Here is a 26,623-nt window from a genome sequence, read left to right on the forward strand (position 1 = left end):
GGGTGCAGCAGAAACAGAGGGCCGCACTGAGGCGCCGGGCTCAGAGGCCCAGGGTTTTCTTCAATGCATCGAGCAGGTACGGGTTACAGACACACACCACACCGAGGATGAACTTGATCGTGCCTTTTGAAACATCTTCACCGGCTGAGAGACCGGTGTGGCCGTCCTTGAGCGAGCGTCTCCAGCTGAGCAGGCCTTGCAAGGCAAACATCACCCCCAGCATGCGCACCAGGGTCAACATGGCGTTGGCCGCATCGGCCGCCACGCCAAAGGTACCCACGTCCACATAGCTGATGGCATTGAACGTCGCACCTTTCCAGCCCAGTTGCCGGGCACCGGCCTGAATCATCTGATCCAGGCCGGCCAGGCCACCGCACAGCAGCAGCCAGGCAATCACCTTGCCGCTGCCTTGGTCCTGGCCAGGGGCCTTTTTCATACTGGCGTGTTGCGACAGGTAGATCACCGCTCCCACCACGGCAAACAGCGCGCCCAGGGAAAACATCAGCTGGACGAACGCGCCCAACAATCCGTTGGCTAGGGAGACCAGAATCTGAATCGCGTCTTTTGAGCCATTCATCGATCACCTCATTCAGATATGCAGACACTCATTCGAGTGATCCGGCACTGGTACGCACCCGTCGGGCCTTGGCATCGATGCCGGTCACGGTGACCGGCCCCAGGGTGTCTCCCACCTGCACCGCCCAGGTCTTGTCCTGCCAGGTGACCCAGGCCATGCCGTTCTGGATGGCACTGACCCGCATACCGGCCAACGGTGAAGGGGTATCTGCAGCTTTGCCGGGGCGGGATTGGGCTATCCGGTTAGCCGGTCGCGCGGCAGGTCGAGCCGATTGCAGCGCGTTGTGCGCCTGAAGTTCGCTGATCTGCTGCTTGAGTGCGGCCTGCGATTCCGTCAGCGATTTCACCGTGGCAGCCAGCTTGGTAATGGCGTCCCGGTTGGCCTCGGCATAGGTGCGAACACCAGTGACCATCGTGACCACCTGATCCTGGATCTGCGTTGCATGGGGATCGGATCGAGGCATCGACATCACCGGCTGATCGGCCACCATGTCCTGCTCGGCAAAGGCCAGCCGATTCGTCGACGGCGAGCTTTCCGGCGCAAACAGATACCAGCCAACGCCGATCAGAACCACCGCGTACAAGGCCAGCCAGGGCGCTGATTGCCCCAGCAAAAGCGGCTTGGTCAGCCATTCGCTGGCCGGGCTGGATGATCGGCGAGAGGCCGGAGGGACGATCGGTTCAGACTCTGCCTGGGGGCTGAATTCACTCATTGATTGCGCTCCAGAAGCTGTTGTTGGGCCTGAATCTGTGAGCGGGCCGTGGCCCGCCATTGTTCAGCGGTTGTTGGGTTAGCAGGGGCATTCGTTGAGCTGATAGCGCTGGTCGAGGCTTGAAGGGGAATGGAGGCCTTGACGGTGCCATTACCCTCACCCGGTGCGATGGCATCGCCCGAATACACCCCGCGCATGAACTGGATAGCGACGACCTGGCCCTTGGTCACCGTGACCTGGGTCGCCGGCACACGCGCGGCGTCTTCGGTCAGGACCTTGGCTGCCTGGCTGGCCGCTCCACCGGCCATGGATCCCAGCACCGCCGTGCCGTCCGGAAGTCCGGGCCGTACGACCTCCGTGGTGAATCCATTGCTGATCACCTCGGTATTGGCCTGCGAGTACAGCTCACCGACGTTACCGATCCCGTTCAGCAGGGCAGGCAGCACGATGCGCGACATGTAGCGGTGGTTCACATCGCTCGCCACGTTGGCCAGCAGGGTGTCCTCCTGCAGGGCGTAGGCATCGACCCGGTAGTTGACGCCCTTGTAGGCCATCTCGGTGAAGTGGATAACGACCCCCTCGCCGGTCAACTTCGCGCCGTCTGCGGCCTTGAGCACCATGCCGGCGTGCTTACCGGTGTTGATCCGGGCCAGCACCGGCGTGCTGCTGTTGTCCGAATCAATGCCGATATCGATCTCGCCCGGTCCTCGCCAGTACGGCGCGATGACCTCCACAGGCACGACCGATTTGTCAGTAACGGACCCATCGATGCCTGATGCGTTGCCAGCGTTATTTGCTGCCGTTGTCGCGTTAAGCTGACCACCGTTTAGGCTTTCACTCCAGGCCTGGTAACTATCCCCCGACTCACCCAGCAAACGAGCTGTCTGCAAACCCGTAGCCTCCAGAGCGCGCTGGTCTTCCAGGCGCTTGAGAAAATTGCCCAGGGCCTCCAGCTTGCGCTCATCCAGTGGCGTGCCATTGCTGGCCTGAGTCTGTTTTCGCGCTTCCTGCTCAGGATCCGGCACAGGGGGTGGCTCCTGACGGGGCTGGATAACGATGGGCTCCTGAGCCATCGGCATACTGGCGATGAAGCTTGCGTTCTGCTCCTGGGCCTGTTGCACGCCATTGCGGTTGTACTGCTCCAAAAGCCCCCGATACGCCGGAGTTTCTTCGGTACCCGACTCAAGTGTCCCGGCCACCCGCTCCAGACTGATATTGGACTCGGCAGCCGGAGGTTGTACGTACCAACCCCAGAGCGCATAGCCACCAATGACTACACCGGCCACCAGGGCTACACCGATCCACAGCGTGAGTTTGGTAGCCCGGCCTGCATCTTCTTCAATCGCCATAGTTACTCCAGTGCCACAGTGAGGGCCGAAGTGCGTCCCATGACCGAGAAAGAGACATAAGGCGTGACCGGCAGCTTCCACAGGTGAGTGCCATCGGCGGACGACAGGGTGGCTTCGAACTCATCACGAATGTCGGCACGCGAACGGATATACAGGTCATCGCCCAGTTGCCAAACGGTGGTATCCGGCACGGCGCCCGAGGTCTTGAGCCGCCGCGCCTCTTTAGGCGGGATACCGTCCAAAAATGCCTGCAGCGTGCTGTCATGCAGGCCAATGCGCGACTGCGGTGCCGCCCCGGCAATAGCCTGCGGGCCACGTCGCGGCACCCGCAGATCCAGGCGACTGTCCACCGCCCAGGTCTTGGCGGTGCTGTCCGGCTCGCCGCTGGTGACGTTGAGCACGAGCGGCACCGACAGGCCTTCGAGGTACACCGTGACATTGCCACTTACGTAGGGCCGCGAAGCATGCACGACCATCACCGGGCTATTGGGCAACCAATAGGCCGTGAAGGAAGCGTTGCCCACGACCGGTGCAGCCCCCAGCTTCCAGGGGGCTCCGGTGCTGTCGATGAAGCTGATCGAACTGGGGTAGTTCACCGCCGTACGAACCAGCGGCAAGCTGGCACCGGGGGCCAGGTCCACGGTCAGGGCGGAGATTTTCGGTACCACCGCGACCTGCGGCGCGATCATGGCCTGATCGATCTCGGTCATTCTGCCGCGTAGCTGCCGCACTTCCTCGGGAGTCAGTGGGGAGACGCTGTCCTGGGCCGCGTTGTAAAGGTCAGAGGACGGCGGCGGCAGGGGATCGTTACCCGAAGGTGGCGGCAACGATTGGGCAGAGTTGCCTTGTGTCGTGCTCCCCTGACCTGCAGCTTGACCTGCAGAGCCTGAAGCACCTGATGCCGGCGGTGTTGTGGAGGCACCTGTCGGTGCTGCCGGCGCCGCTGTCGACAGCCAGCTCAGTGGGCCTTGCTCAGACGCCGGTGCGCTGTCAGGCGTGTCTGCCGCCCAGGCATAGCTACCCGTCACAAGCCATGCGGCCAGTGCGATTGAGGTTTTCATATGGGTGATCCTTTGATGTGCGATAGACCGCAGGCCTGCGGTTCAAGCCTTAGTTGGCATTGCTGCTGATCACTTGCGTGACTTCCAGACCCTTGCTCTTGACCTGAACGTCGGTGCGCTGAATACGCAGGGTGAAGATGAAGTTTTGTGCGGGGCTACCGGTCTGCTGGCCATCGAGCCTCAGCGTCACCGGATACTGGTATTCCCAGGTGAACACATCACCCAGTAGGCCCTTGCTGCGAATGACGCCGGGGCCGATCTCGCTCGACAGGTTCATGCGTCGGTCTGTTACAGAGGCCAATACGTTGGAGGTGGTCAGCGCCTTGTAATAGTCCTGATAGCCCACATCCGAGTAGCGCTCGCTCAGCCGCGTGGTCTGGTCTTTGTAATGCACAAAGTCCAGCGTGAAGCTCTCGCGGATGGTGTCGGCCCCGAACGCCGAAACATCGCGATCACTGAACGCTGGCTTGTCGGTGGCCTGAATAGGCACGACCCGCCCGTTTTCTGTCGCGAAGTATTTGATCGGGGGGAAAGCGACCTGCCAGCCCAAAAAGCCGATTAGCACCAAGGCCAGCACCAGTGCCGTCGCCACCCAGATCAGCGCTTTGAGGCAGCGATGAGCAAACTCGGCGCCCAGTTCACGCTGTCGTTGTGCGGTGATCGCGTGCACATAGGCACGATCGAGTTGCTCAATGGATTGATCAGCTGTGTTTATGTCTTCTTTTGGGATCTCCATCGTTCATCCCCTCAAGGAAACTGAGCCTGTTGCCAGGGATCCATGCTGCTGGGGATATGGCTGTTGATCTTGTCCACGGCGGCCTGACAGATCTTTTCCGACACCTGCGTCATGATGCTTTGCAGGCTCGGAAAGGACGGCAGGCTGATGCTGGTGGTCTGGATACGCGACAGGCAGCCTTGCAGCTGATCGGAGACAGTGCGCTCGCGCTCAGCCCAGGCTTCATCGGCGCGCTTGGCCTGGTCGTAGCCGGCCTGACTGCCCGCCTGGGCAGCCTGACCGGCACGGCAGGTGGCCGCGTTGGCAATGGCCGGCAGGCAGCAGGTCACCGTCAGCAACGCAATACACGTGCTTTTCTTCAACATAGGATTTTCCTCGTGTCAGACTCTACGCAGGGCGCATTTCGTTGGGTTTGGCCGACGGTGCCGCTGCCGGCGCCGGTGACTTTGGGAGTGCGTTGTCATCCTTGTAGCGCTCGTTGAAGCCCAGGCGGTTGTGCAAGGCCGGTGGCAATTGCGCGGGGAAGTCCAGTTTGGCAATACGTGTGGCTGCATCACCCTCGAGCTTGAAGGCCACATGGTCGCGCTGGACCGGTTGCCCGCCGGAGCGGTTAATGCCGTTGCCGGTACCAATAGGGATCAGACCGTGCTCAGTGACCGTGTTGAACACCATCGCCGGTGATCCCTGCTGCGCGGGCAGACTGACCAGCACATGCTGGTAACGATCTTCCTGACGCACGACACCCTGCAAATACGGGCCGTCCCCGCGAAACAGCGCCATGTCCAGATGCCCGTCCTGCGACCAACTGCTCATGACCAGCTTGCCGGCGTTTTCGGCGTCGACCTGCGGACGCGGCGCTGAGAGTTCGTCACCCGTCTTGGCACTGCCCTGGCCATTTGGCGTCATCCAGAACAGTCCGTCCCTGGGCAAGACAGGCGCCTCGATCGGCACCTGGAGCTGAGCCATCACCGAGTTCTGGATCATGGCAAAGCGCGAAGCATCGTAAGCGCCCAGCTTGACGCCTTCGTCCGTGCCTGTGCGAACGGTGGGGCCGTTAACCAATGCCAGCGACCATTGATTGCGATGAGCCGTTTTTTCTTCGAAGCGAACCGTGATCCCATTTTCTTTTACAGGAGCATTCACCACGACCGATTGTTGTCCCAGCCACTGCAGGGTGCACATCTTGCCTGGCTGAATGCGTGTTTCACGGATCAATCCGGCCAGCTCCCTCCCCCAGAACGTTTGCGTGCCGGCCTTGGTCCGCAGCTTGATATGGATGCTTTCAGCATTGTCGGCCTGGAAACGGAACGGTGCCGGACCGCAACTGATGACCTTGCCGGTGATGCCCTCTTTGGCCGCCTGGTACGACTGGTGGACGGCCGGGTCGAGCAACGGTGCAGGCCTGGCAGGTTGTGCCTGCGGTGCGGTCGGAGCAGGTGCATCTGGGTTTTTTCGCTCCGTCGAAGCTGCAGGTTGAGCGGCCACCGATTGCGTTGCCTGCGCCTGAGCAACGGGCGCCAGTGACTCGTTGGTCCGACTTGCTTTCTCGATCGGCACCGTGCTAGCTACCGGCTTGGGTTCGTATGGCGGCGGTGTGACGCCATGCACCGCCTCTGGCACTGCAGGTTTAACATCCAGACGTTCGCGGGCTTGGTCCAGCATCATCTGTTGCACCGGGTTTTTCATGGTGACGTTGATCTGGTGTCGCGCAATCAGATCGATGGCTTTGGCCTTGAACGCATCGCTGCCGGTCAGCTCGATCTGCCCCCGATAGAACTGGGCAGCCGTGAGCAACGCGGCCATGACCTTTTCGTCACTCTGGCCAGCACCGGGCACCATCTCCAGGCGTGATCCACGGTCATGAAACGCCGGTTCCGCATCGAGCTTGTACAGGACCGTGTCGCCTTGTGGCTCGCGGGTAATGCGGGCCAGCAGTGCATCCTTGTCGATATCGCCGGTTGGCTTTGCGACATCCGGCGTGTCCTTGCCGATGGGTGCGCCGACATGGATCGTGTCAGCGACAGCCTGTGCCGGCACTTCGTTTTCCTGGGCTGAACGGCGCGGCAATTCCGGCAGTTCAGGCACTTCTGCCGAAAAATCCCTGGCTACAGGTGTCGTGGGCTTAGGCACAGACGGCGCAACCATGACTTCAGCCGGCTCGACAGTGGCTTCAGGAACGTCACGCAACGGTACGGTAACTGTCGGCCCGGTAGCTGTAGCTTCCGGTGTTTTCTCAGGCACAACCTGCACATCAGGCAGCGCGGGTGTCACAACGGTGTCAGGAAATGGCGGTGGTACATCTGCCCCTAATGGCAGCGGTGCACCTGGCGAACCGGGCAGTGGTGGTTGAGGACTTGTCGCCGCATCAGGATACGGCGGTGGTACGTCCGACCCCAGAGACGGCTGCGCACCAGGTGAGCCTGGCAGCGGCGGTTGCAGACTGACCTGCGCATTAGGCATCGGCGGTGGCACATCCGGGCCCAGAGACGGCTGCGCACCAGGTGAGCCTGGCAGCGGTGATTGCAGACTGACCTGCGCAGTGGGCATCGGCGGTGGCACATCTGGCCCCAGAGACGGCTGCGCACCGGGTGAGCCTGGTAGCGGTGCCTGACTGGTTGTCTGCTGCGGAGCCACAATACCCAACGCTTCAGCCAGTTTCGCATCGCCGTTGCGCATGTCGTCTGTGTGCAGGCCACGACTCAGCAGGTTTTGCTGGATGGCCTGGATCTGTGCCGGCTCTGCCCCGGCGATGGCTTGCAGCACATCCGCTTGCGAAACCTGGCCAAGCTTGGGCGACTGGTAGAACGGCTCCTGTTTATCAAAGATCGATGCCGCCATGCCACGGCTGGAGACACCATTGTCATCGCGCAGCACGTAGGGCTCGCTCGCCAGTTCAGCCAGGATCTCGTGCTTGCGCATGACCTGGTGCAGCTCGCTGTTAATCAGCTGCCCAGCGAATGCAGCAATGGCTGGATTTTTACTCTGGGTGATATCGGACAGGCCTTCGGTGCGTGACACACGGAAATAGGTGTTCAGCTTGTCGCCATCGGTGGAGTCGTGCCGGCCCACAACAATCGCGGCCTTTTCGGCTTCCGAGACAGGCAGTGCGTTCTTGAACGTTTCCAGCGCTGCAAATGAGGCCCAGCCATCGAAACCGATCTTGCTCCCATGGCGCACGCCCATGGCTTTGTTGATGGTCGGTGCATTTAGGCTGTTCAGCGCGAGTGTTTTGGACACTTCGGCGCCGGCGGCCGCGCCGTTTTCAGCGCCTCGAAGATAAGTGAGGGTTTCCAGGGCACCCAGCCCTGGATTGTTCATTTCCGTGCCGGTCAGCAGTTGCTCAGCCTGGGAGCGGTTCTGCTCGGTGATAGCCGTTGCCACCAGCCAGCCACCGTCGACGGGCCGGGCAAACTCGTTTTCATTGAGCTTGCCTGCCAGGTCGAGCTGGACCACGACGGCATCGGGCAGAGTCACGGGCTTATCCGGCGCAAAAAATGCGGTGTCGGACGTCAGCAGCGATTCAGGCGCGCCATTTGCCTCGACGGCACTGTTAAGGCGTCCATAGATTGTGAATTCACGGCCTTCGAATTTACCGTAGGCATGGTCGCTCACCGGGTCCTGCAAGGTGAAATGCACCGATGCACGGGTCGTAACGTCTTGCGGCTTGCGGCCTTCAACCTGTGAGTAATCAGGCTTCTGATCAAAGCCGCCGGCATTGTGAAAGGCGCTGTTGATATCGACACTGCCGTCAGCATTGACGGTGGGCATCCGCGGTGTTGCGTGTACAAGAACCAGTTCGGAATAGTTGACGCCGGCGAGGTGGATCTCTGCCGGTGCACTCTGCGGTACCGCGTTGGCAGAATCGGCAATTGCCACAGGTGACGCAGCGGGAGTCGGCTCAGACGGTTTATCCCAGTCACGACGTGCATCTGTATCGATCTGCTGTAGCTTCGCTACAAACGCCTGTGATTGCTGTTGTGAGTCAAAGTCGGCAACCCAGGCAAAGCGTGCGTCGTGATCTTGAGCATAAACAGAAAAAATCTCAGGCTTTCGGTCGCCTGCAGGCTCCAACACCCCTTCCTGGACAACGTAGTGTCTTGTTTCTGTTTGTCCCGTCCACAGAACAGGCACCTCGAACTGAGGTTTGGCACCTTCAGTGCCGTCCACCAAGGGTCCCAGCCCTTCGGAAAGCAACCGCCTCAACTCCTGCTGTGCCTGGGGCAAGAGCTCAGGCTCAAAACCTGCAGCTCGGGCGGTCCTCAGTACGTGTGCAGCGGCAGACTCAGGAGTGATTGGCGACTGAACGTTATAGGGCTCTACCTCTGGAGCCGGCCCTGCCGGTACATCACCCTTGTACGGCTCAACCTCTGGAGCCGGTTCTGCCGGTACATCGCCCTTGTACGGTTCAACCTCTGGAGCCGGTCCTTTCGGAGCGTCGTCCTTGAACGGCTCAAACTGCGCCGTGGTCACCGGCACTACCTGGCCTGCCTGGTCGGTCACCCGGTTCTGATCGGCGCTGAGGGCTGCGTCTGGGGTTTCGCGCGTAGTGTTGTCTTGCATGGAAGGCACCTCGTCATGCCGATAAATCAGCGACGCGGTCTGTTCGCGCACGGCGTCCAGGCCTCGGGACTGATGAAGGTCGTTGAAGTCGGTAAAGCCGCGAGCGATCTCGTCGGCGTTGAAAGCGGGGTAAAGGACGTGCCCGCCAACTTGCTTGGCGGCCTGGGTGGCCATGACCAACCCTTTGTTTTCTTGCTTGGCGTGGTCGAAATCGGCCATGAACAGGTGCCGACTGCCGGGGTAGTGCTCGTTCAGCACCTTGGCCACAGCAACCATGTTTCCGGCATCGATGGTCATCACCACCGGCAGGTCGGTGGCCAGGTTCAGGCTGCGCGCGGTGGCATAGCCTTCGGCGTACAAGATCGGTTGCGCGGGGTTGAGCGGCCCTCCCACCACGAGGAAGTGCTCGTGTTTGGGGGCATCCTTGAACAGGTACTTGTCGCCGGTTTCGGGGATGTACTGCAGGGTTTTGAACAATCCCTGGGCATTAAAAAACGGCACCACCAGGGCGCCGTTTCGTGTTTGACGAAGGTCGTGCGTAGGGGGGATTCCCTTACGCACCAGGTAGGGATGCGCGGGGTCGGCTCCGGGTAATTTGTCGTACAGCCGTTTGGCCGCTTGCGTGTTCTGCTCATGCAAAGCGGCACGCTCACGAGCCGAGTCTTCCTGGGATTGCCTGGCTCCGGCACGGATGTGCAATGAGTTCAGCGGATCGGAATCACCGCCTGTGGCCACCCACTTGATGACGTCCCTGGCCGAATTGGCCCGGTGGTAATTGATCATCCAGCCCGCAGCGCGACCATCCAGAAAGCCACAGTACGCACCGCTTTTATTGCCAGGCTTGCCATCGACCGTCGACACCCGCTGCTTGGTGCCGTCCATGATCGGCATGCCCTTGATAACAAGGCCTGCCTCGGTCAGGGCATCAAGGAACTGGCCGTGCGGATCGCCTCCGCCTGCCCGGCGGCTGCGGTCAGGAAACCACTCAGTGACGCGATTGAGGTCGCAGCCAGGCTGCGCAAACCACAGCCTGGCCTCCTGATCGTAAGCAACAGCAGGGCGACCATCAGGTAGTGATCCAGCGCTCTGGCGCACTTTTTCGCGATCTTCGTGCGGCACAGCCAGCCAGACCGGGAATTGTGAGGTTTTCGGGGGGTTATCCTGCTTGAACTGTGCAGAATCAGAAGCGGGGAAGGTGTGTTGCCAACGTGTACGGTCGTGCAGCCCCTCGGCCACCATGGCCGTGACGTTGGCCAGATCCTGGGCCGTCATTGGCCGTGTGCGTGAAAGGCAAGCTTCATCAAAGGAGCGAATCCCGTGGCTGATGATTGCCCTGTTCTTCGGCTCAATGGCTTCACAGGCAAACGCAAAGACTTCTTCAGCTTTACGCAGATCGGTGAGTGCAGGATAAAGCCGATCCACATCTGCCCATAAAGGCGCTAGCGTAGGTTCGGCGTGGGAGGTGATGAGTGCTTCTAGGACCGCGAGTTTTTCTCGTGGGTTGAACGTATTAATTCCAAAGTGCCCGAGGACTTCGTGTCTAAGAGTTCTTCTAAACTCTTCGTCCGTTTCGCAATTGGCAATGGCAAAATCGGCCCGCCCGGATTGCGCACGATACGAACCGTAAATTCTTCCTTCTCGTTCAACTGTGGCTTGTCTTCCATAAATCTCTTCCTGGGTTTCGTAAAGGTTGAAATTGATCGTAGAAGCTTGCGGATAGGTCCGGCAAAACTCGACGATCAGTTCTTCGGCTCTATCAAATGACAATGCCATGTTTTAGTCCTTCTCGGTGAAGCGTCGGTACCACCACGGACGACCGGACAGCTTGTTGCCCCGCACCAGGTACACCAGGCGGGCCATCAGGACCTTGAGCGTCCAGCCAAAATGCGAAAGCACGCGAAACGCGATGATCACGGCGGTCACCACGTACACGGTGTTGAAGGCGGGAAATCGAAACCAGAGCATGTACAGCAGGAACAGCGGCGCCGGGACGCCGTAGATGTGCAGCAGTCGTGACGCGTTGCGCCAGTAGCCGGCCTCAAGGTCGGCCTTCTTTATCGTGTCCATGCGAAACACTCACTGAAAAGTCGCCAGGCACAGCCATACCGTCGCCTTGGGGCAACAGTCGGTGTCAGCGCAGTTTTCGGAAAAGGTAGGGGGTCAGGCGTGGTTACAGAGTTGCGGGAAATGCCTGGAGAACGAGGTATTGCCTTGGCCGATCATCAACCGGACAGCGCTTTCAATGTCCCTTTGCACAAAGCATGAAGCACAGCAGTACATGTCCCAGACCTGATCAGCCGTGCTGCTACTGACCAGCTCCACAATGTCCAGAAAAGCCTTTTGATCGAGCTTGCTGCAATTTCGGTAGGTAGCGTACACGGGTATTCCTCCTTGGAATCGAGTGAGCCTAGCGGTCTATGGGTGCTCAAACTCATGCACCTGATGGCTGGTCATGGCCTCTTTCAGCTCTTTTCGTTCAATCTTTCCATGCTGATAAAGCGCCCAGGCCTGGTCGGCAATACGCCGTTTCTCGATGCGAATGATGCCGTCGATATGCTGACCCCATTGGGTGTACGGCATGTCGCCCAGCTTGGCGCGCAGAGGATCATCAAAGACGATGTACTCACGTACTGCCTGGCGTTTGCCGTCGGCGGTGCGCAGCAGCTTCTGCACCACGATGTACTGCAGCACGCCCAGAAGATCGCGGGCCGTGGCCTCGCGCATCTCTGAAGGCACCATGGTCAGGCAACGCGGAATCGCTTCACCCGGTGAGTGGATGTGCATAGTGGTCAGGTTGAAGTGGCCCAACTGGCCGGCCAGCACACCGGCCTGGAAAGTCTCAAAATCGCGCATCTCACCGATGCCGATGATGGACGGTGCACGACGCAGGTCAGCGCGGATGCCCTCGGCGTACCCTCCCACATCACGTCCGATTTGCAGTTGGGTTGGGGGCAGGATGTCGTCGGGCTGGCCCAGCACATACTCGATCGGATCTTCCAGCGTGGTGATCTTGCGGTCCGGATCGGTGTTGAGGCAGTAGCGGTAGGCTGCAGCGGCCAGGGTGCTTTTGCCGGAGCCGGTGATACCACCCAAGATGCCCAAGCCATTGGGCGGTAACAGCGCATCGAACAGATCCGCCTCAATGCCCATCTGCATCAGGTCAGGAATCAACGACGGGATGATCCGCATCGTCAGGGCCAGGGTGGTGTCCATGCGTCCCGCTGTGGCCTGCACGAAGTTGCAGCGAAAGCGCAACCGCTCGCCACGCTCCAGCCCATAGCGTCGATACATGTCGCCATCCAGCTGCAAGGCACGGTCGACCGGGCGACCACCCCGTACGGTGGCCCGGATCTCCGGGTTGAAGATCTCGTCGATCACCTTGGACAGCGTGTCGTCGGCCAGGGCGAAGCCGCTGGCCCGGCGCTTACGCCCGTAGTGGTCGACCACCAGGTGGTTGCCGCCCTGGACATGAATGTCGCTGATGTTTTGCCGCGCACACCAGACGAAAAAGTCGCGCATTGAGTTGGCAGTGACACCACCCTCAAAGGGATACGGGGTGAACGTTGCCGCTTCGCTTTTTGCTTCCAATTCACTCATGGCTTGTCCTTCCTGATCACAGGTTTCCATTGGGTCTTGTCCGGCACAAAGCCTGCGTTTTCCTTGATCGTGCGCACCCGATCCCCGGTCATCAGCTTCTGCCGGTCGCCGGTGACCGTCTGTTGCTGATCGCTGACCACTGGCAACGTGATGAAGCCCTGTCTCAGCAGCTGCGAGTACAGCAACATGCCCCGGTAGTCGCGGTTCAGGCGGTTGAAGTTGGCTTCCAGGATATGGTCGGCACTCTCGCGGCCCTCGGCCCAGCCTTTCTTGATCGAGGCTTGCCATAACGCTTTCTGCACACTGTTTTCCGGCATCACCGATGACTCGGGTCCATCGGGCCTGGTCGTCGACAGTCCGGCCAGCAACCAGGTGCGCCAGGAGGGTGGGTTACTGACGAAGCGTTCCGGCACCACGATTTCGTACACCTGGTGTGAGGTGCGAATCTGGTTGGGTGTGATATGAGCCACGTCGATGGCCTCATCGATCACCGGCGGCAACCAGCCCTGCTTGCTGATCAGGGTCTTGAAGTCATAGAGGATCTCCAGCCGCCCAAAGCGTGCATCGAGCGTCTGCCGCAGTTCCCAGGCCCGTTCGGCCTTGCCGCCGCGAAAGCCCAGGGTATGGCCGGCTTCCTCGAGCAACTGGCGACGGGTGTCGGACACTTGCGAAGCATCCGGCTTGTCAGGGTTGAGGTAACTGTCCATGCCCGCCGGCGCATCCGGTGTGCGGTTTGTCTGCATCTGGGCACAGCCCATCAGGCCCTGCAGCAGGGCCAGAATCAGCAGCGATCGTTTCATGGTCGCTCCGGTAGCTGCGCCGGCATGAAAGCCAGCATCAACTGGCTGGGCATCTGCTGCAGGTCAGCCCGCCAGGCGATCTGCATGCGGATCATCTGCAACAGGTTCTGGTAGGTAACACCGCGCACATGGATGTTGACCGGCAGTGGCAAACGCACACCGGTCCAGTTGAAACGGGCTCCGCGCTGCACGGCCAGGTGTGACAGCAGCTCCACGGCATCGCCGGACCAGTTGACCGACACCTGGTCGGTGTTGGCCTGGATCAGGTCTGCCGGCAAGGGCGAGACGGTGTTGAGTGCGCCCTCCTGCCATAGCACCTGTTGCTGAGCAACCAGGCGCACGAGAACAGGATCAGGGGTCGCCGGTTTCTGCGCCTGACAGCCAGCCAGCAGCAAAGCCACCGCAGGGGCAGTGAAAAGAAGATGTTTCATTGGAAAGTCTCCCTACATCCCTGTCAGGACGCAGTCGTTAGCGGATGGCCAGGTTGGCTGGGGGTGGGCTTTGAGTCTTGAGCCGGTTGTACAAGGCACGAACACTTTGGGCGTACCGTAAGCGCTTGGCTTCCTGCGCTGCCGAGGGTTTGAAGCCGGCGTTGTAGGAGCCCAGGCAGCGCCAGGTGTTGCCGCATACCCGTAAGTGTTGGGCCAGTACCCAGGCACCGGCCTGAACGTTGAAACAGGCGTTCTTGAGCAAATCGTCGGGTTGGTTGATCAGCCCCATCCTGACCAGGCGATTGGCATTGACGGTGTTGATCTGCATGACGCCGTAATCGGTGCTGAGCAGCTTGCCTTGGCGGTCATAATTCTTGTTTGTCGCACCTTGGCGCAGTCCGCTTTCCTGAATGCCGATGGCTTGCAGCAGGAGCGGGTCGACCTTATAGCGTTGTCCAGCTTCTTTGAAGCAAAAGGCTTGAGCTGAAAGCGGCATTAACAGGAGCAGGTAGAGCCATAGCATTCTCATGGTTATCTCCCTGACTCATGGCGCGGCACGCGCTTGTTTCAGCACACGATCGACATAGCCGTTGCGTACCCCGCGTTGAAAATCGCCCGTGTTATAGGCCGACAGAGCAGCCGTTAGCGCACCTTGCTCGCTGTAGTAGGTCTTGCGTGCCTGGACGTAATTACGCGTGAGCACGATGCCGCCGGCATACACATTGGTGCAGGGATCGAAGACCTGTTCGACGGTGAGGCCCAGGCGCACCATGGTTTTGGAGTTGATCTGCATCAGCCCCATGTCGATGCTGGCCCCGGCCTCGATCAGGCGGCGTGCTTCGCTAACCGCTGCCTGGTAGCTGTCGGCCTTTTTGAAACGGTGGTTGCCGTTAACGCCAATCGCCCAGGGGTTGCCGCCAGACTCATGTTTCATGATCGCCATCATGGTGTTGCCGGAAACAAACGGTGCACACACAAGGACCAGCGACAAAAGGTCCATCAGCGTGGCTCCGGCACAATTACAAACCGGTCGGTCGCCATATTGGTCAGCCGGCAGAACTCGGTCAGGTCATCAGCGGAAATGGCACACGACAGCAAGTAGCCCTGCCAGGCATCGCAGCCCAGTGCTTGCAGGCTGTTCATCTGCTCATGGGTTTCCACGCCTTCAGCCAGAGTGCTCAGGTTGAACTCACGCGCGATGCCCAGGATGGCCCGCACAATCCGGCCATCGAATTCGCTGGCCGTGGTGCCGATGAACGATCGGTCAATCTTCAGCGTGTCGACCGGGAAGTTCTTCAGATAATTGAGCGACGACCAGCCGGTGCCGAAGTCATCCAGGGCCACCCGCACGCCCAGGTCGCGCAACGCATGCAGAATGCGCGCGGCCTTGTCGGTATCCGACACTAGGAAGCTTTCGGTCAGTTCCAGCTCCAGCAGCGAGGCTGGAAAGTCGTACTGGGCAAGTACTTCGTTGACCCGTTCGGGCAGCGCATCGACGAATTGGCGACCGGACAGATTCACTGCGACCCGAAGGTCCAGGCCCATGTCCTTCCAGCGCCGGCCTTGCTGCACCGCTTCGCGCAATACCCAGTCGCCGATGGGGGTAATCAGATTGGTTTCTTCGGCCACCTGAATGAACGACGACGGCGGTACCAAGCCTTTGGACGGGTGTTCCCAGCGGATCAACGCTTCAACGGCGACGATGCGATTGGAGCGAGCACAAAACTGTGGCTGATAGTGCAGGACGAAGTGACCTTCGTTCAGGGCCACCTTCAACTCGGCTTCCAACTGGGCACGCGCTTCAGCCTTGGCGTTCATCTGCGCATCGAAGAACCGCAACGTGTTGCGGCCATCGCCCTTGCTGCTGTACATGGCCATATCGGCGTTGTGCAGCAGCTCGTCAACCGTAGTGCCGTCTGTGGGCCAGGCCGCGACACCGACGCTGGCACTGATCTGGAAGATGCTTTCACCCACCATGATGGGCCGGGCACAAGCGTCCAAAATCCGCTCGGCCACGATCACCGTTTCCTGGGCGTCACGCAGGTTGCAGACCAGTACGACAAATTCGTCGCCGCCCAGGCGGGCCACCGTGTCGCTCTCGCGTACACAGCTGCGCAGGCGCTGGGCAATCTCGACCAGTACGGCATCGCCGGTAGCATGACCGAAGGTGTCATTGATGCGCTTGAACCGGTCCAGATCGATGAACAGCACGCCCAGGTAGGCTTGATCGAGACGACTGACTGTGTGAATAGCCTGGTGCATGCGATCGCGCAGCAGTTCGCGATTGGGCAGATCGGTCAGCGGATCGAACAAGGCCACATGCCAGGGACCGGGAACGCCATTGAGCGCATCGTCCAGTCCCTGGATCAGGTAGGCAATGCCATCGGTGATCAGGGACCGTCGAACCAGCGCACGCTTGTGTGCCTGTTCGCGGGTTTTGAAGGCAAATTCATCGGTACCGTCTTGCGCGGCGCCGGCGGTATTGAAGGTCTTGAACCGCAGCCGCTGTTCTTCATCGGCCAAAAGATCCTGGACGCTAAGGTCGCTCCAATCGGTCAGGGAAAAGAAGTCCGCTGCAGCGAGGTTGGCATAAGTGATGTTGGCCTGATCAGACTGCACAAACAGCACGGCAGCCGGAAGCTTGGAGAGTAACTCTCGGTACATGGAAGACCTCGATAAGGAAGGAGAGCGGCTGGCAACGGTCAATGACCAAAGGAGGGCTTAGCGGGAACAGGCGATATCAAGAATGGTGTCGAGCCGCGAGTAATAAGGGTGTTCCTTGTTGTACCCAAGGCCATATTCATTGATCAAGCCGAACTGGTAGCCATAAACCCGTGTGCAGTAGCGCACCGCACAGGTCACCTGGTAGGTGAACGTGTCGTACTGCGGAGGACTGGCCGGGTCACCGACAACACACTCGCGATTGACGGCGCCGATCGTTGTCTTGTCGAAACGGTACGTGCGCAGCCGAGCCCAGCGTCGGCTCTGGCAAGTCAATGCCAGACCACCGCTATCCAGAGCCATGGTCCGTGGATCGCAAGAAGCGCCTTCAATCGCAACGCCATCAAGCTGCAAGAATTCACCCGATTTCAGCCGATCCTTCGAGGTGACGGTTTCTCCGGATACTGCACTTGAGGCAGTCATGTTCACGGCATCGACGTCGTTGGCATTGGCGATGTTGTGCCTGGCACCTGAGGTGTCCTGCATGTTGAGCGTGCCGGTCATGGGCAAGCTGCCGTCGCGGCGCAGAAATTCGAAGAAGCCCTGGCTGTCGTAGCCATCGGTCATGGCCACCAGACCCGCCACACCGCTGGGGTTGGTGGTCAACACCGTGCCGCCATTGGCCACAAACACATTAGGGTTGCCGCCCATGGCGGATGGCAGCGCGACGCCGGCATTACCTGGACTGGCGGCATTGGCCGCGATTGTGGCCCGTCGCACGTCAGGGGTGGTGCTGTCGGGAACCCGTAACGGCGCTGAGGTGATGACACTGAAAAGCAGACTGCAGCTGGGCACGCTGCAACCGCTTTGTGTGTTGACCTGCATGACCACGCTGTAATCGATCGACTGCCCGTTGTAGATCACCGGGTTGGTCGCGCTCGTAGCCAAAAAACCCAAGCCATTGAGGTCGATCAAGGTGGGACTGAGTGCACGTTGCGCAGCCAGCGTATAGCCGTTGCGCGATATGGGTTGGTTGAGCTGGATCTGGGTGAAAAAGGTCGTGGCATAGGTCTTCACCGCATCGCTGACCTTGGCCAGTCGCTCCCCGACCATTTTGGCCTTGTCGTCGCGGTTCTGATCGAGCGTGGTTCGCCAGTAGTGGTTACCGGCGTAGGCCATGGCCAGCGATCCGATGATGACGGCCACGGCCAGTTGAGGGAGTAGAAAACCTTTTTGCACGCGTTTGGGTGGCAAACGCGCGCAGAGCAATGGTTGCGTCATAGAGCAATCCTGGAAATTGAAAGAGAGGCAAAGCGAAGGATCAAGAAGCGATCAGGCAGGCTTGTAGAGCGGGTCAGCACCGATGAAAACGTCTTCAGGCGCGTCCGGCCACTCGCGGCGGATCGCATCGAAATCACCTTCGTTCCAAAGTTGCAGGAACTGCAGGCCATCCTCATCGTTAAGGGCGAACTGGATAGCCGCCACAGCCGCATCAGGACTCGACTCGTCAGCGGCGACCATCCTCCAGGGCTTGTCCAACCGCGAGAGCACATAGGCCACTGCCTCACAGGGCGTACCGCCAAAGGCATTCACTCGATCTTCTTGCAAGCGGTCGAATGCAAATGCATAGAAGTCAGCGCCGTGCCCCGGCGGTTCACCAGTTGGACTGACTGAAATTCGCTCGTTTGCCAGTGCCAAGTGCAGCTCAGCTGGTAAAAAGTAGGGTTTCGGTGATGTATTCATACGTATTTCTCTGGGTCGTGTTCGTAGGGATCACGCTTGTCACAGATGACTGAATTGGACCCGGTCCACATGCTGATTGAGCGCGGCGTACTCGCCTCGACCGATGTGCGCGATACATGTGTTTTCACGCGGCAGGGCCGACACGACCAGACGGCCATTGGCGTCGAATCGTTGATGAATGGCCAGTTGCAGGCTGGTGGCCAGCAACTCGTTGGCATTCGCCTCACCGGCGGCGCGGGCCAAGGCAGCCAGGCGTTCAAGCCCGGCTGGAATGGTCTTGGCATGCACGGTGGCCAGTACCAGGTGCCCGTCGCTGGCCAGGCGAAACAGCTGAGCCGCCGCGTGGCTGCTCAGCACTTCACCAAAGCCCAGCATCGAGGCGTCCTTGGCCGGGAAGCACCTCAAGGCGGCATGAATGGCCTGGTCGAAACCGCCCAGTTCAGCCACATCGAGCTGCTCGCAGTACCCACTGCCGTGTGCGCCTTCCAGTGGATCCTCGGGAGGATCCTCAAGGGTCAGCGCATAACCGCCGAACAGCCGCAGTCGCGCGGCCACGGTGGCTGAAAACGTCACGGTTTTACCGGCGCCGGTCAGACCGAAGATCAGAATCAATCCCCCGCTTTCGCGCATCCGGGCACCCAGCAACAACGCCTTGACCCACTGCGGTAAGCCCAGTGCATCCAGGTCCGGGCAGTGGTCGCGCAATTGACGCAAGGCATAGCGGCCCTCGCGCATGCGTTGCACACGCCAGGGACTGCCATCACTCAGCAGGAGCTTCTTATGCTGCGGCTGTTCCTTGATTGCGCTGACCAGCTGTTGCACCAGGTCCTGATGCTCGGGCTGGGCAGGCAATTGACCGGGAAACAGGATCGTGGGACCGCGACCATCGGTAGACAGGTGAACGTCGGTGATCAGGGGCATGCTCATGGCCGGCCCCTCTTCGTCAGGCACGTCCGAACGTGAAGGTGATGATGTTGGTCTGGGTACTGCTGCACTGGGTACCGACGGCGGTCAGGTCCATGAAGTTGACGCCCGATTTGACCGCCGTGCCGTTGACGGTGGCGGCCAGGTACTGGTCAGCGGTGAAGGTGTTGGCAATCTTGATGCACTCACGGGTCGGCACGTTGTTCAGGGTGCCGACGACGCGGGTGTTGGTGGCCGCGGTGGCAAAGGTCAGGGTGCCCCACTGGGTAATCAGGTTGCCGGTGGGTACGTTATTGGTCACCTCGGTAAAGCCGCTGCCCACCCAACCGTTTTGCGCAACCTGCGCGGTGGTCAGGCCCGTATAAGAGGTCTTGTTCTGATAGGCCGTCTGAATGGCCGGGATGGCCACGTTGAGTTCGTTGATGATCTTGTTGGCCCGGATACCGGCCAGGACGCCCGGCAGGATCAGAGCCGCCAACCCGGCCAGCAGGCTGGCCAGCAGGATCACGATGGCGAACTCCGACAATGAGAAGCCTCGCTGCTTGTTGTTTTTGGTCTTTTTGAAGCCCAGCAGTACGCCGCTCGAAGTAATGACTTGAGTGTTTTGCATGACAGTTTCCTTGAGGTACGACAAAGATCCGGCCAGATGGCCAGGGGATGGGTGTTGCGAGGGGTGATGCTTAATGGGTGGTATGTTCTGCCCTAAAGACATAGGTGCAGAACACACATGGGGAACGCCAGGAAGGCGTACAAGTCGTTCTGTAGAAGGATTAAGCGTGTGTTTTCAGGCAGCCAAGCCGCTCGAGAATCGGTATGACTTTCATCTTTTGAATGATGCTCAAACGTGAATTGTCTTGATAGCCGGTGAGCAACCGGACCAAAAACCGTATTTCCCAGCGACTCAAGCTACCGCGATGTTTGTTTAACGCTTCTGCCACAGCCAAGGCAATTTCAGGCTCTTTGATAAGCATATTTTTATCTCGAAACACGGTACCTGCCGATATAGATCATCGAGTCGCCAAGACGTTTAACGGATGTTTTGAATATACGTTTCCAGCGCTTGGCTGAATTCGAAGTTGGCCCAGACGATCAGGCCGATCATGGCAGCCACCAGGATCATGGCCATGAAGCCGCCGATCGCTGCACGGCGATTGGCGGCCTGAATCTGCTTGTCACCGTGGTCGAAGGCCAGGGTGCGCAGTGCTTTGGTGAAGTCGGTGCGCTCGGCGTAGTCCTCGATCCGGTCCATCAGTTGGATTGGAAACAGCCCCGTATCCAGGGCTCGCGCCGGCTGGTCTGGCGTTCGTCCCAACTGCCTGAGCATCAGGCTAAGATGCCAGCTCAGCCAGGGAGAGGCGAACTGGCGCATGCGCTCCAGTGCCTCTTTGGGACCGTGGTTGTTGGACTGCAGCAGGATGGCGAAGGCGACCAGAAATGTATTGGCCTCCCGCTCCCGATAACCGCTCCAGGGCAAGATTGGTACCTTATCGGCCCAGGCGCGAATCCTGCCGCGCCAGTGACTGCGGCTCCACATCACCAGCCATACGAAGATGCCCAAACCAACGCACAGCACGACTCCACCGTTAACCAGCAGGGTCGAGAAGGCATAGAGCTGCTGACTCACCACCGGCCACTTGTCCAGCGGCAGTGTTTGCAGGTTTTGCGGACCAATGACCAAGGCATAGGCCAGAAAAAAGCCCATCAGCGTGCTAAGCGCGATCACTGGCGAAATGAGCGACATGAAGTAGGCGCTCTTGACCTTGCTGGACAGGCGAATAGCCTGCCCCAGGTAGTCCATAGCCTCGCTCAGTCGCCCATCATCTTCCGCGGCTGTCAGCACCATGACCTCGTAGTCCGGCACCGTGTGCTGCAGTGCCCTGGCAAAGGTCATCCGGCGCATCTTGCGCAGCCAGTGCTCATACAGCGGCGCCCAGCCTGAGTTACGTTGCCGGGCCCGCGACGCCATCTTGTTCAGCCGGTCTGCGTCAGCAGCACCATCACGCAGTGCCGAGGCAAAATCCTCATAGAACTCCTGCCGGCTGGCATCGAAGGTGTTGAACAGCCATTTGTAGAACTTGAAACCCAGGTTCATTGCGAGCTCTCCACCAGTTCATAGCTTTCCAGGGGTTCAAACTCGCGTTCCAGGTCACGCGGATCGATCAAGCCTTGCGAGACCTTGTACAGGGCATGCTCGTAAGCGGTCTTGCCGGTCATATCGGGCTCGTCGTAACCAGCACGGCGGCTTTTACGCCAGTAATCCTCGGCCTTTTCATCCAGGCCTTCAGCGATGTACTGGCGAATCACCTTGTCCGGCGTGACGATCTCGGCCACCACCGTCGAGCCGATAACCCCTCGATGCCGGCAGTGAGAGCAACCGTCTTCGCTCGAACAACGCACCCTGTCGATATAGATAGCGAATTTGGCCTGCAACAGGCTCAGCTTGGGCTCAGGCAACACGTCTGTGGCCGGCACAGAGCAATGCGGACACACGATCGGCAGCAATCGCTGAAACGCAACGGCAGAGATGAACTGTCGATCGGCCAGGACATGTCGATCCAGGCCCAGGCGATTCAGACGCAGCAGCGCGCCAAAGGCTGATGAGGTGTGCAGCGTGGTGTAGAGCTTGTGCCCAGTGAGTACGAAGTCGCCGACGATGGAAGCAGTTGCCCGGTCGCGGGTTTCACCCACCAGGACTTCGTCCGGGTCAGCGCGCAAGATGTCGCGCAGCGTGCCGAGCAACGCACCGTTGCTGTCTTCTTCTTCCTCATGGTCACTGCGCTGAATGGAGATTTGCGACACCATGAAGATCTTGTATTCCACCGGGTCTTCGACCGAGTACCTCTTGCGATAGCGCCGGTTGGGGTCGAATTCCATGGCAGCCTTGACCGTAGTGGACTTGCCACTGCCAGTGGGGCCGGTGATCGCGATAAGGCCAATAGACCGTGCCGCACTCAGTTCCAGCTGCTGGATCTGAGAAGGGGCATAGCCCAGTTCTTCAAAAGTCTTGCTGGGCAGGCCTGCGGTTTCAACGACCAGCACCCGGATGATCACGTCCCAGCCATCGTTGAGCCGGATGTACTTGTAACGCAGCTTGTAGTGTGTGCCGTTAACGGTGGTGCGCACCATGCAGCTCAGCGATTTGCTCTCCAGGGAGAACGTCCCGAGGCTGCGGGTACGTGAGTCGGCCATCTGCGTATAGAGGTAGCCGGCGATCTGCTCGCAGGTGGCAACGTCATAGTTGCGATACGGATACATGCGGCTATGAATCCGAAACAGGGCCATGCCGCTGCCTTCACGGCAGCACAGATGGATATCGGTAGCCTGATCGTTCACCGCATCGCGTATCAGTTCTTCAACAACGGGCCGGGCATCGCTGGCCTTGGCATCGCCACCCTCGCGATTGATCGCCCGATTGATCTCAGCGATCAACCCGACATCGGCTAAACGCTCCAGAACCAGGGTGTAACCGGCATCGAGCACCCGGTTACGCAGCTCCACATGCAGCCGCTGGCCCAGGGCATTTTCCGAAACCAGCAACATGGCTTCACGGTTGCCCCGGTCGACCACGGCCACCAGTGACAGATCGTTGCCGGCCACGCCCTGGGCCTGACTCAGGATTGAGCGGAAGGACGGCAGATCTGCGCGGCTCTTGATGCGGCCCTCTCGACGAATCGAGGCCACCATTTTGGAGAGCTGCTGTGCAGCATCTTCCTGGGCAGGCGGCTTTCTCCAGCGGTTGAGGTTGAAGAAACTAGAATTCGAACGCGTATGTGTGGACATGGCAACTCCGGGGCTAACGCATCGATGCAGGACTCACTGCAGGGTTGATCGCAGGAGTGATCGGCATGATCGGTTGATTTGAAACCGGGGTTGGCAAGGCATTGGACGTCATCGCCTGTCCACCTTGGCTACCCTGCCCACCCATCCAATCGAGCATGATGGTTTTGCGCTGCACCACCTGACGGCCTTCAGTGCGAACCAACTGGATCTGGTATTGCTGGATGCTTTCCAGCTTCCAGCCGTCGACCTTTGAAATGAACGGCTCCTGCATCGATACCGGCACGCGCAGGCCTTTATAGTTGATCTCGGCCACTTCCTTGCCGGCCAGGCCCCAGATGGCCTCCACCACAGGCTCCTGCTCATTGATGTCCTGCTTCGAACCTGGCAACGGGTTGGCATTGACTGCAGTAGCCGCCGTGCCGTGGCTCTCGTTCTGGCGGATGCGCATGTCCATTTCCGAGTCCAGCAGCTGCGCCTGCTTGGCCAGCAGCCGGCCAAAGGTGTCGGTCGAATGGTCAATCGCGACAGGCGTATCCAGTTCAAGGCTCTCCTGGGCGACTGCAGCTAACGGAAACAACAGCAGCAGTAGCGCTACTTTAGGGATTTGCATACACAGCTCCTTGAAAAGAGATTTATGGGTTGGCATACACAGCCCCTTTCAATTCAAAAGTCAGGGGGTCATCGAGCTTGAAGGACACGCTGGACACGCCACTGGTGGCCGGCAGGCGCATTGCCAGGTTCTCGAGCAGCACGGCAGAACCGGTGGCATCAAAACTGCCAGTCATGGGGATCCAGTCTTCTTCGGGTAGCGGCATGGCGACGTTACCGGCTACCCGCGCCCAGGACGTGGGCAGCGTGATCGTCAGTCCGAGCATCTTTGAAACCTGGGCCAGATTGCCCAGCGTCTGACTGACCGTGTCGCGTGTCGCCAGTCCGTCCAACGTGCGTGGAGGACTTTCGGGCAGCGGTACTTCGATGGGTTGCGTGACCGTTTCGATATCGCTGCCAAACACCGGCGCCGGCCACTCTGCAGGCTTAGCCGCCAGGTACCCGGCCCAGGTCGCAAAAGCCTGCGCCTGATAGGTCAGCGTGCAGCCCGATCCTGCGCACTCAAGGCCAGTCAGCTTCCAGCCGGCCAGGGAACGCTTCAGGTCCTGCGTGGCGTCCAGGTAGGCCGGAATCGACAGCCGTGCCGGCACCGTGGCGTTGAGCGCCGTCTCTACGGCGGTGGCCAGCTCCTGTTTGCGCTGGGCCACCGCACGTTCGCGGATCAGTGACGCATCGCGCCGTGCTGTTTCTTCTACCCCCTGCTGGTACAGGTAGTAACCCGCGCCGCCGGCGATCAGCACGGTACAAAGCAGGATCGGCACTACCGGTACCGAGGTATGGCGACTGAATGCCGCCTTGGCCATGTCCCGCTTGGAGATCGAGTGACTGAGGATCTCCAGCGAAAAAGGCCGCATGTCTAATGGATGGGGGACTGCTGCCGTCAGCCGCTCCTGCTGATCGGTGTAGATCGGAAGTTTGGACGGATCCTGAAAAGCACTGAGCAGATCCTTAAGCAGCAGCATCACTTCACCGATGGAGCCCACCAGGTCAGCGCGCTTGATCGGCACATGGTCCTGAACCGCAAACAGCCAGAACCGGCCTTCGTCGACCTCGATCAAGGTCAGGTACAGGTCCTCGGCGATGGCCGCACGAATCAAGGCGGCTGCGGCCACCGGGCGTTTCTTGCTCTGACCGCGCGCAATGAACGCCACGCTGTCATCGGCCTGGCCGTTGCCTGCCCAAACAAACTGCCAGGCCGCATCCACGCCTCGACCCAGTTGCCGGATTTCCTCGCGCTTGCCGTCCATGCCCGGCAGGGTCAACCAGTCCAGGCCCATCACTGCAGTGCCAAGACCCGGAATCTGTACCTGATTGAGCATCAGTTCACTCCTTCCACAATCTGTGGGGTCAGCAGCACCAGAACTGCCCGGCGCGAAGTCGAGGTGGCGACACCGCCGCCCAGCAATGGGGTCAACTTGCCGTCGAACGACTTGTCGGTGGCCTGTTGCTGGGTGTTTTCCATGCCGGCCAAAACCGCCGTTTCACCGTTCACGATGGAGGTGTAGATCTGGTACTGGTTGGCCGTGGATTGCGGGTACTGCAGGGTCACGCCGTTGTTGTCGAACGTGCGTGTCTCCCCGCGCATCGAGGCATCCATCGAGAAATTGACGATGACCGAGCCATTGGGCTGGATCGACGAGCGCATGTTGAGGAACGTGCCGGTGGTGAGTTGCCCAGGCTCAACGCCTGGCACCACGGTGGAACCGCTGTTGTTATTGCTCGAAGCAGCCGAGGACCGGGCGGGATAGATGAAGTTTTCAGTGTTCGCTACCGACAGAGGCCGGTTATTCATCATCGAGTACGTTTCATCCTTGCGGATATTGACCTTGCCCACCGTGGCCAGCGCTTGCAGGAAAGTGCTGGTGGTCGAGGTGTCGCCGTTGCGAATAACGCCCAGCTGGCCAAATCCGGATGAGCCACCCGGCAAGCCTGCGGGAGAGAAGAACCGCACATTCCACTTGGCCGCAGCATCGTTGATCAGCCAGGACCAGTTCACGCCCATGTCGTTATTAGTCGTAGAGGTCAAGTCGACGATCTGCATGCGCATGCGCACCTGGCGACCGACCGACTTGTTTTCCGCGTTGATCAGTTCTTCTACCTGCTCCTGGACTTCGCGGGTGTCCGTGACGGTCACGACACCCGAGGCAGAAATGGACAGCTTGCCCACGCCGTTAGGGGTCAATGCGCCTTCAATGGCTGTTTTGAGGCTGGCCACCACATCGATCGATGCAGCCATCTTGGCCGACACATCTGCCGAGGACTCGACGCTGCCGGCCTGGGTGGTACCGCTACTGCTGCCCCCGCCGCCGCTCTCGCTACCGCCAGAGGATGAGGTCTTGGCAATGGTGCTGGTGACTTCGTTGGTGTCAGTGATCGTTGCAATCTGGTAGGTCCGGGTGACCAGCCGCGAAATCAGCACCACGCCATCTTTGTAGTCCCAACCCACGCCGTATTTGCCCGATATCTGATCGAGCAGCTCACTGAGCGTGCCGCCAAACGGGCTGGCCTGATCCAGGAAGAAAGTGCGGGGGGTGACGTAACCAGTGCTGGCATAACCCGTATTCATGCCATCCATGCCGGTCAGCGATGACAGGCTGGGCACTGACTCCCCGATCGGGCCACTCATGGGTACGTTCATGGCCATCGGTACAGCGCTTGGCATGGCAGAGCCGCCGCCGGAAGACCCCATGCGCTGGGCCGAAAACACATCAATGGGCACCAGGGCATCGGGGCTGACGCGCACTGTCAGGCTGGTGATCTTGCTGATCCGGTCAGCAATCACTGTCAGGGTCGGCTTGTCAGGGAAGCTGAAACGGATGGGGTGGCTGAATACCGCCGGCAGCTCGGCATCTCGCGAGACCTTGACTGTCTTGGCGCCTAGCCACACACCGTCAAACTCACGCACCGAAGCGCCGCGCAACTGATCCTCCAGGCGCAACTGGCTCAGGCTGTCCTGTACTTTCTTGTTGCCATCGACCGAGTCACTGCGAATACCGTCACGCTCGGTCACCGTGCCGCACCCGGCCAATGCCAGTGCAACGGCCACGACAATGCTTCGTTTCAAGTACGAAGTCATGGGGTTC

Annotated in this window: 25 protein-coding genes; all 25 read right to left on the bottom strand. The window is 59.9% G+C overall.

Translation table 11 applies throughout. The features are described from left to right. Positions 1 to 40: 40 nt before the first annotated feature. Positions 41 to 577 carry a conjugal transfer protein TraQ gene (gene traQ / locus ACYAS9_RS15950; RefSeq protein ID WP_463569243.1) on the bottom strand — a complete coding sequence of 179 codons (537 nt, stop codon included), beginning with the start codon at positions 575 to 577 and terminating at the stop codon, positions 41 to 43. A 28-nt stretch (positions 578 to 605) separates the two neighbouring features. Further along, positions 606 to 1,289 (bottom strand): conjugal transfer protein TraP, encoded by a 684-nt coding sequence (traP, locus tag ACYAS9_RS15955; RefSeq protein ID WP_463569244.1) that lies wholly within the window; start codon positions 1,287 to 1,289, stop codon positions 606 to 608. Continuing rightward, positions 1,286 to 2,638, bottom strand: coding sequence for a conjugal transfer protein TraO (traO, locus tag ACYAS9_RS15960; protein ID WP_463569245.1), 1,353 nt, complete (start codon positions 2,636 to 2,638; stop codon positions 1,286 to 1,288). The genes traP and traO overlap by 4 nt, the downstream gene beginning before the upstream one ends. A 2-nt stretch (positions 2,639 to 2,640) precedes the next feature. Further along, positions 2,641 to 3,699 carry a DotH/IcmK family type IV secretion protein gene (locus ACYAS9_RS15965; protein ID WP_463569246.1) on the bottom strand — a complete coding sequence of 353 codons (1,059 nt, stop codon included), beginning with the start codon at positions 3,697 to 3,699 and terminating at the stop codon, positions 2,641 to 2,643. A 49-nt stretch (positions 3,700 to 3,748) separates the two neighbouring features. Beyond that, the gene (locus ACYAS9_RS15970) at positions 3,749 to 4,435 is read right to left on the bottom strand and encodes a DotI/IcmL/TraM family protein (protein WP_463569247.1); all 687 of its coding nucleotides are present in this window, start codon (positions 4,433 to 4,435) and stop codon (positions 3,749 to 3,751) included. A gap of 11 nt (positions 4,436 to 4,446) precedes the next feature. After that, positions 4,447 to 4,800: a conjugal transfer protein gene (locus ACYAS9_RS15975; protein WP_463569248.1), complete on the bottom strand. Its 354-nt coding sequence runs from the start codon at positions 4,798 to 4,800 to the stop codon at positions 4,447 to 4,449. Positions 4,801 to 4,822: 22 nt separating this feature from the next. Then, complete coding sequence (locus ACYAS9_RS15980; RefSeq protein WP_463569249.1) at positions 4,823 to 10,768, bottom strand: LPD7 domain-containing protein; 5,946 nt, start codon at positions 10,766 to 10,768, stop codon at positions 4,823 to 4,825. Positions 10,769 to 10,771: 3 nt separating this feature from the next. Then, positions 10,772 to 11,062, bottom strand: a complete 291-nt coding sequence (gene icmT / locus ACYAS9_RS15985; protein ID WP_463569250.1) for an IcmT/TraK family protein — start codon at positions 11,060 to 11,062, stop codon at positions 10,772 to 10,774. A gap of 93 nt (positions 11,063 to 11,155) precedes the next feature. Further along, entirely contained in the window at positions 11,156 to 11,374 is a 219-nt protein-coding gene (locus ACYAS9_RS15990) for a hypothetical protein (RefSeq protein ID WP_463569251.1), read from the bottom strand. Positions 11,375 to 11,410: 36 nt separating this feature from the next. After that, on the bottom strand, positions 11,411 to 12,592 hold the full coding sequence (traJ, locus tag ACYAS9_RS15995) for a plasmid transfer ATPase TraJ (protein WP_463569252.1): 1,182 nt from the start codon (positions 12,590 to 12,592) through the stop codon (positions 11,411 to 11,413). Continuing rightward, positions 12,589 to 13,392 (bottom strand): type IV secretion system DotC family protein, encoded by an 804-nt coding sequence (locus ACYAS9_RS16000; RefSeq protein WP_463569253.1) that lies wholly within the window; start codon positions 13,390 to 13,392, stop codon positions 12,589 to 12,591. The genes traJ and ACYAS9_RS16000 overlap by 4 nt, the downstream gene beginning before the upstream one ends. Then, the gene (locus ACYAS9_RS16005; protein WP_463569254.1) at positions 13,389 to 13,823 is read right to left on the bottom strand and encodes a DotD/TraH family lipoprotein; all 435 of its coding nucleotides are present in this window, start codon (positions 13,821 to 13,823) and stop codon (positions 13,389 to 13,391) included. The genes ACYAS9_RS16000 and ACYAS9_RS16005 overlap by 4 nt, the downstream gene beginning before the upstream one ends. A 37-nt stretch (positions 13,824 to 13,860) precedes the next feature. Then, positions 13,861 to 14,352 carry a lytic transglycosylase domain-containing protein gene (locus ACYAS9_RS16010; protein WP_463569255.1) on the bottom strand — a complete coding sequence of 164 codons (492 nt, stop codon included), beginning with the start codon at positions 14,350 to 14,352 and terminating at the stop codon, positions 13,861 to 13,863. A gap of 15 nt (positions 14,353 to 14,367) precedes the next feature. Then, a complete protein-coding gene (locus ACYAS9_RS16015) occupies positions 14,368 to 14,823 on the bottom strand; it encodes a lytic transglycosylase domain-containing protein (RefSeq protein ID WP_463569256.1) in 456 nt (151 codons plus the stop codon). Continuing rightward, the gene (locus ACYAS9_RS16020; protein ID WP_463569257.1) at positions 14,823 to 16,487 is read right to left on the bottom strand and encodes a putative bifunctional diguanylate cyclase/phosphodiesterase; all 1,665 of its coding nucleotides are present in this window, start codon (positions 16,485 to 16,487) and stop codon (positions 14,823 to 14,825) included. Before ACYAS9_RS16020 ends, ACYAS9_RS16015 begins: the two co-directional genes overlap by 1 nt. A 57-nt stretch (positions 16,488 to 16,544) precedes the next feature. Beyond that, positions 16,545 to 17,765 (bottom strand): hypothetical protein, encoded by a 1,221-nt coding sequence (locus tag ACYAS9_RS16025; RefSeq protein ID WP_463569258.1) that lies wholly within the window; start codon positions 17,763 to 17,765, stop codon positions 16,545 to 16,547. 51 nt (positions 17,766 to 17,816) lie between these two features. Continuing rightward, positions 17,817 to 18,227 (bottom strand): hypothetical protein, encoded by a 411-nt coding sequence (locus tag ACYAS9_RS16030; protein ID WP_463569259.1) that lies wholly within the window; start codon positions 18,225 to 18,227, stop codon positions 17,817 to 17,819. Positions 18,228 to 18,266: 39 nt separating this feature from the next. Beyond that, positions 18,267 to 19,154 carry an ATPase, T2SS/T4P/T4SS family gene (locus tag ACYAS9_RS16035; RefSeq protein WP_463569260.1) on the bottom strand — a complete coding sequence of 296 codons (888 nt, stop codon included), beginning with the start codon at positions 19,152 to 19,154 and terminating at the stop codon, positions 18,267 to 18,269. Between the two features lie 16 nt (positions 19,155 to 19,170). Beyond that, on the bottom strand, positions 19,171 to 19,761 hold the full coding sequence (locus ACYAS9_RS16040; RefSeq protein ID WP_463569261.1) for a type 4 pilus major pilin: 591 nt from the start codon (positions 19,759 to 19,761) through the stop codon (positions 19,171 to 19,173). A 160-nt stretch (positions 19,762 to 19,921) separates the two neighbouring features. After that, positions 19,922 to 20,122 (bottom strand): hypothetical protein, encoded by a 201-nt coding sequence (locus ACYAS9_RS16045; RefSeq protein ID WP_463569262.1) that lies wholly within the window; start codon positions 20,120 to 20,122, stop codon positions 19,922 to 19,924. A 56-nt stretch (positions 20,123 to 20,178) separates the two neighbouring features. After that, positions 20,179 to 21,243 (bottom strand): type II secretion system F family protein, encoded by a 1,065-nt coding sequence (locus ACYAS9_RS16050; RefSeq protein ID WP_463569263.1) that lies wholly within the window; start codon positions 21,241 to 21,243, stop codon positions 20,179 to 20,181. Further along, positions 21,240 to 22,931, bottom strand: a complete 1,692-nt coding sequence (locus ACYAS9_RS16055; RefSeq protein WP_463569264.1) for a GspE/PulE family protein — start codon at positions 22,929 to 22,931, stop codon at positions 21,240 to 21,242. The genes ACYAS9_RS16050 and ACYAS9_RS16055 overlap by 4 nt, the downstream gene beginning before the upstream one ends. A 13-nt stretch (positions 22,932 to 22,944) precedes the next feature. Continuing rightward, positions 22,945 to 23,541, bottom strand: a complete 597-nt coding sequence (locus ACYAS9_RS16060) for a hypothetical protein (protein WP_463569265.1) — start codon at positions 23,539 to 23,541, stop codon at positions 22,945 to 22,947. A 22-nt stretch (positions 23,542 to 23,563) separates the two neighbouring features. Beyond that, positions 23,564 to 24,859: a type 4b pilus protein PilO2 gene (gene pilO2 / locus ACYAS9_RS16065; RefSeq protein ID WP_463569266.1), complete on the bottom strand. Its 1,296-nt coding sequence runs from the start codon at positions 24,857 to 24,859 to the stop codon at positions 23,564 to 23,566. Continuing rightward, positions 24,859 to 26,616, bottom strand: a complete 1,758-nt coding sequence (locus ACYAS9_RS16070; protein WP_463569267.1) for a hypothetical protein — start codon at positions 26,614 to 26,616, stop codon at positions 24,859 to 24,861. Before ACYAS9_RS16070 ends, pilO2 begins: the two co-directional genes overlap by 1 nt. Between the last annotated feature and the right edge of the window lie 7 nt (positions 26,617 to 26,623).

It is taken from the genome of Pseudomonas sp. HP_08 (assembly GCF_055284095.1).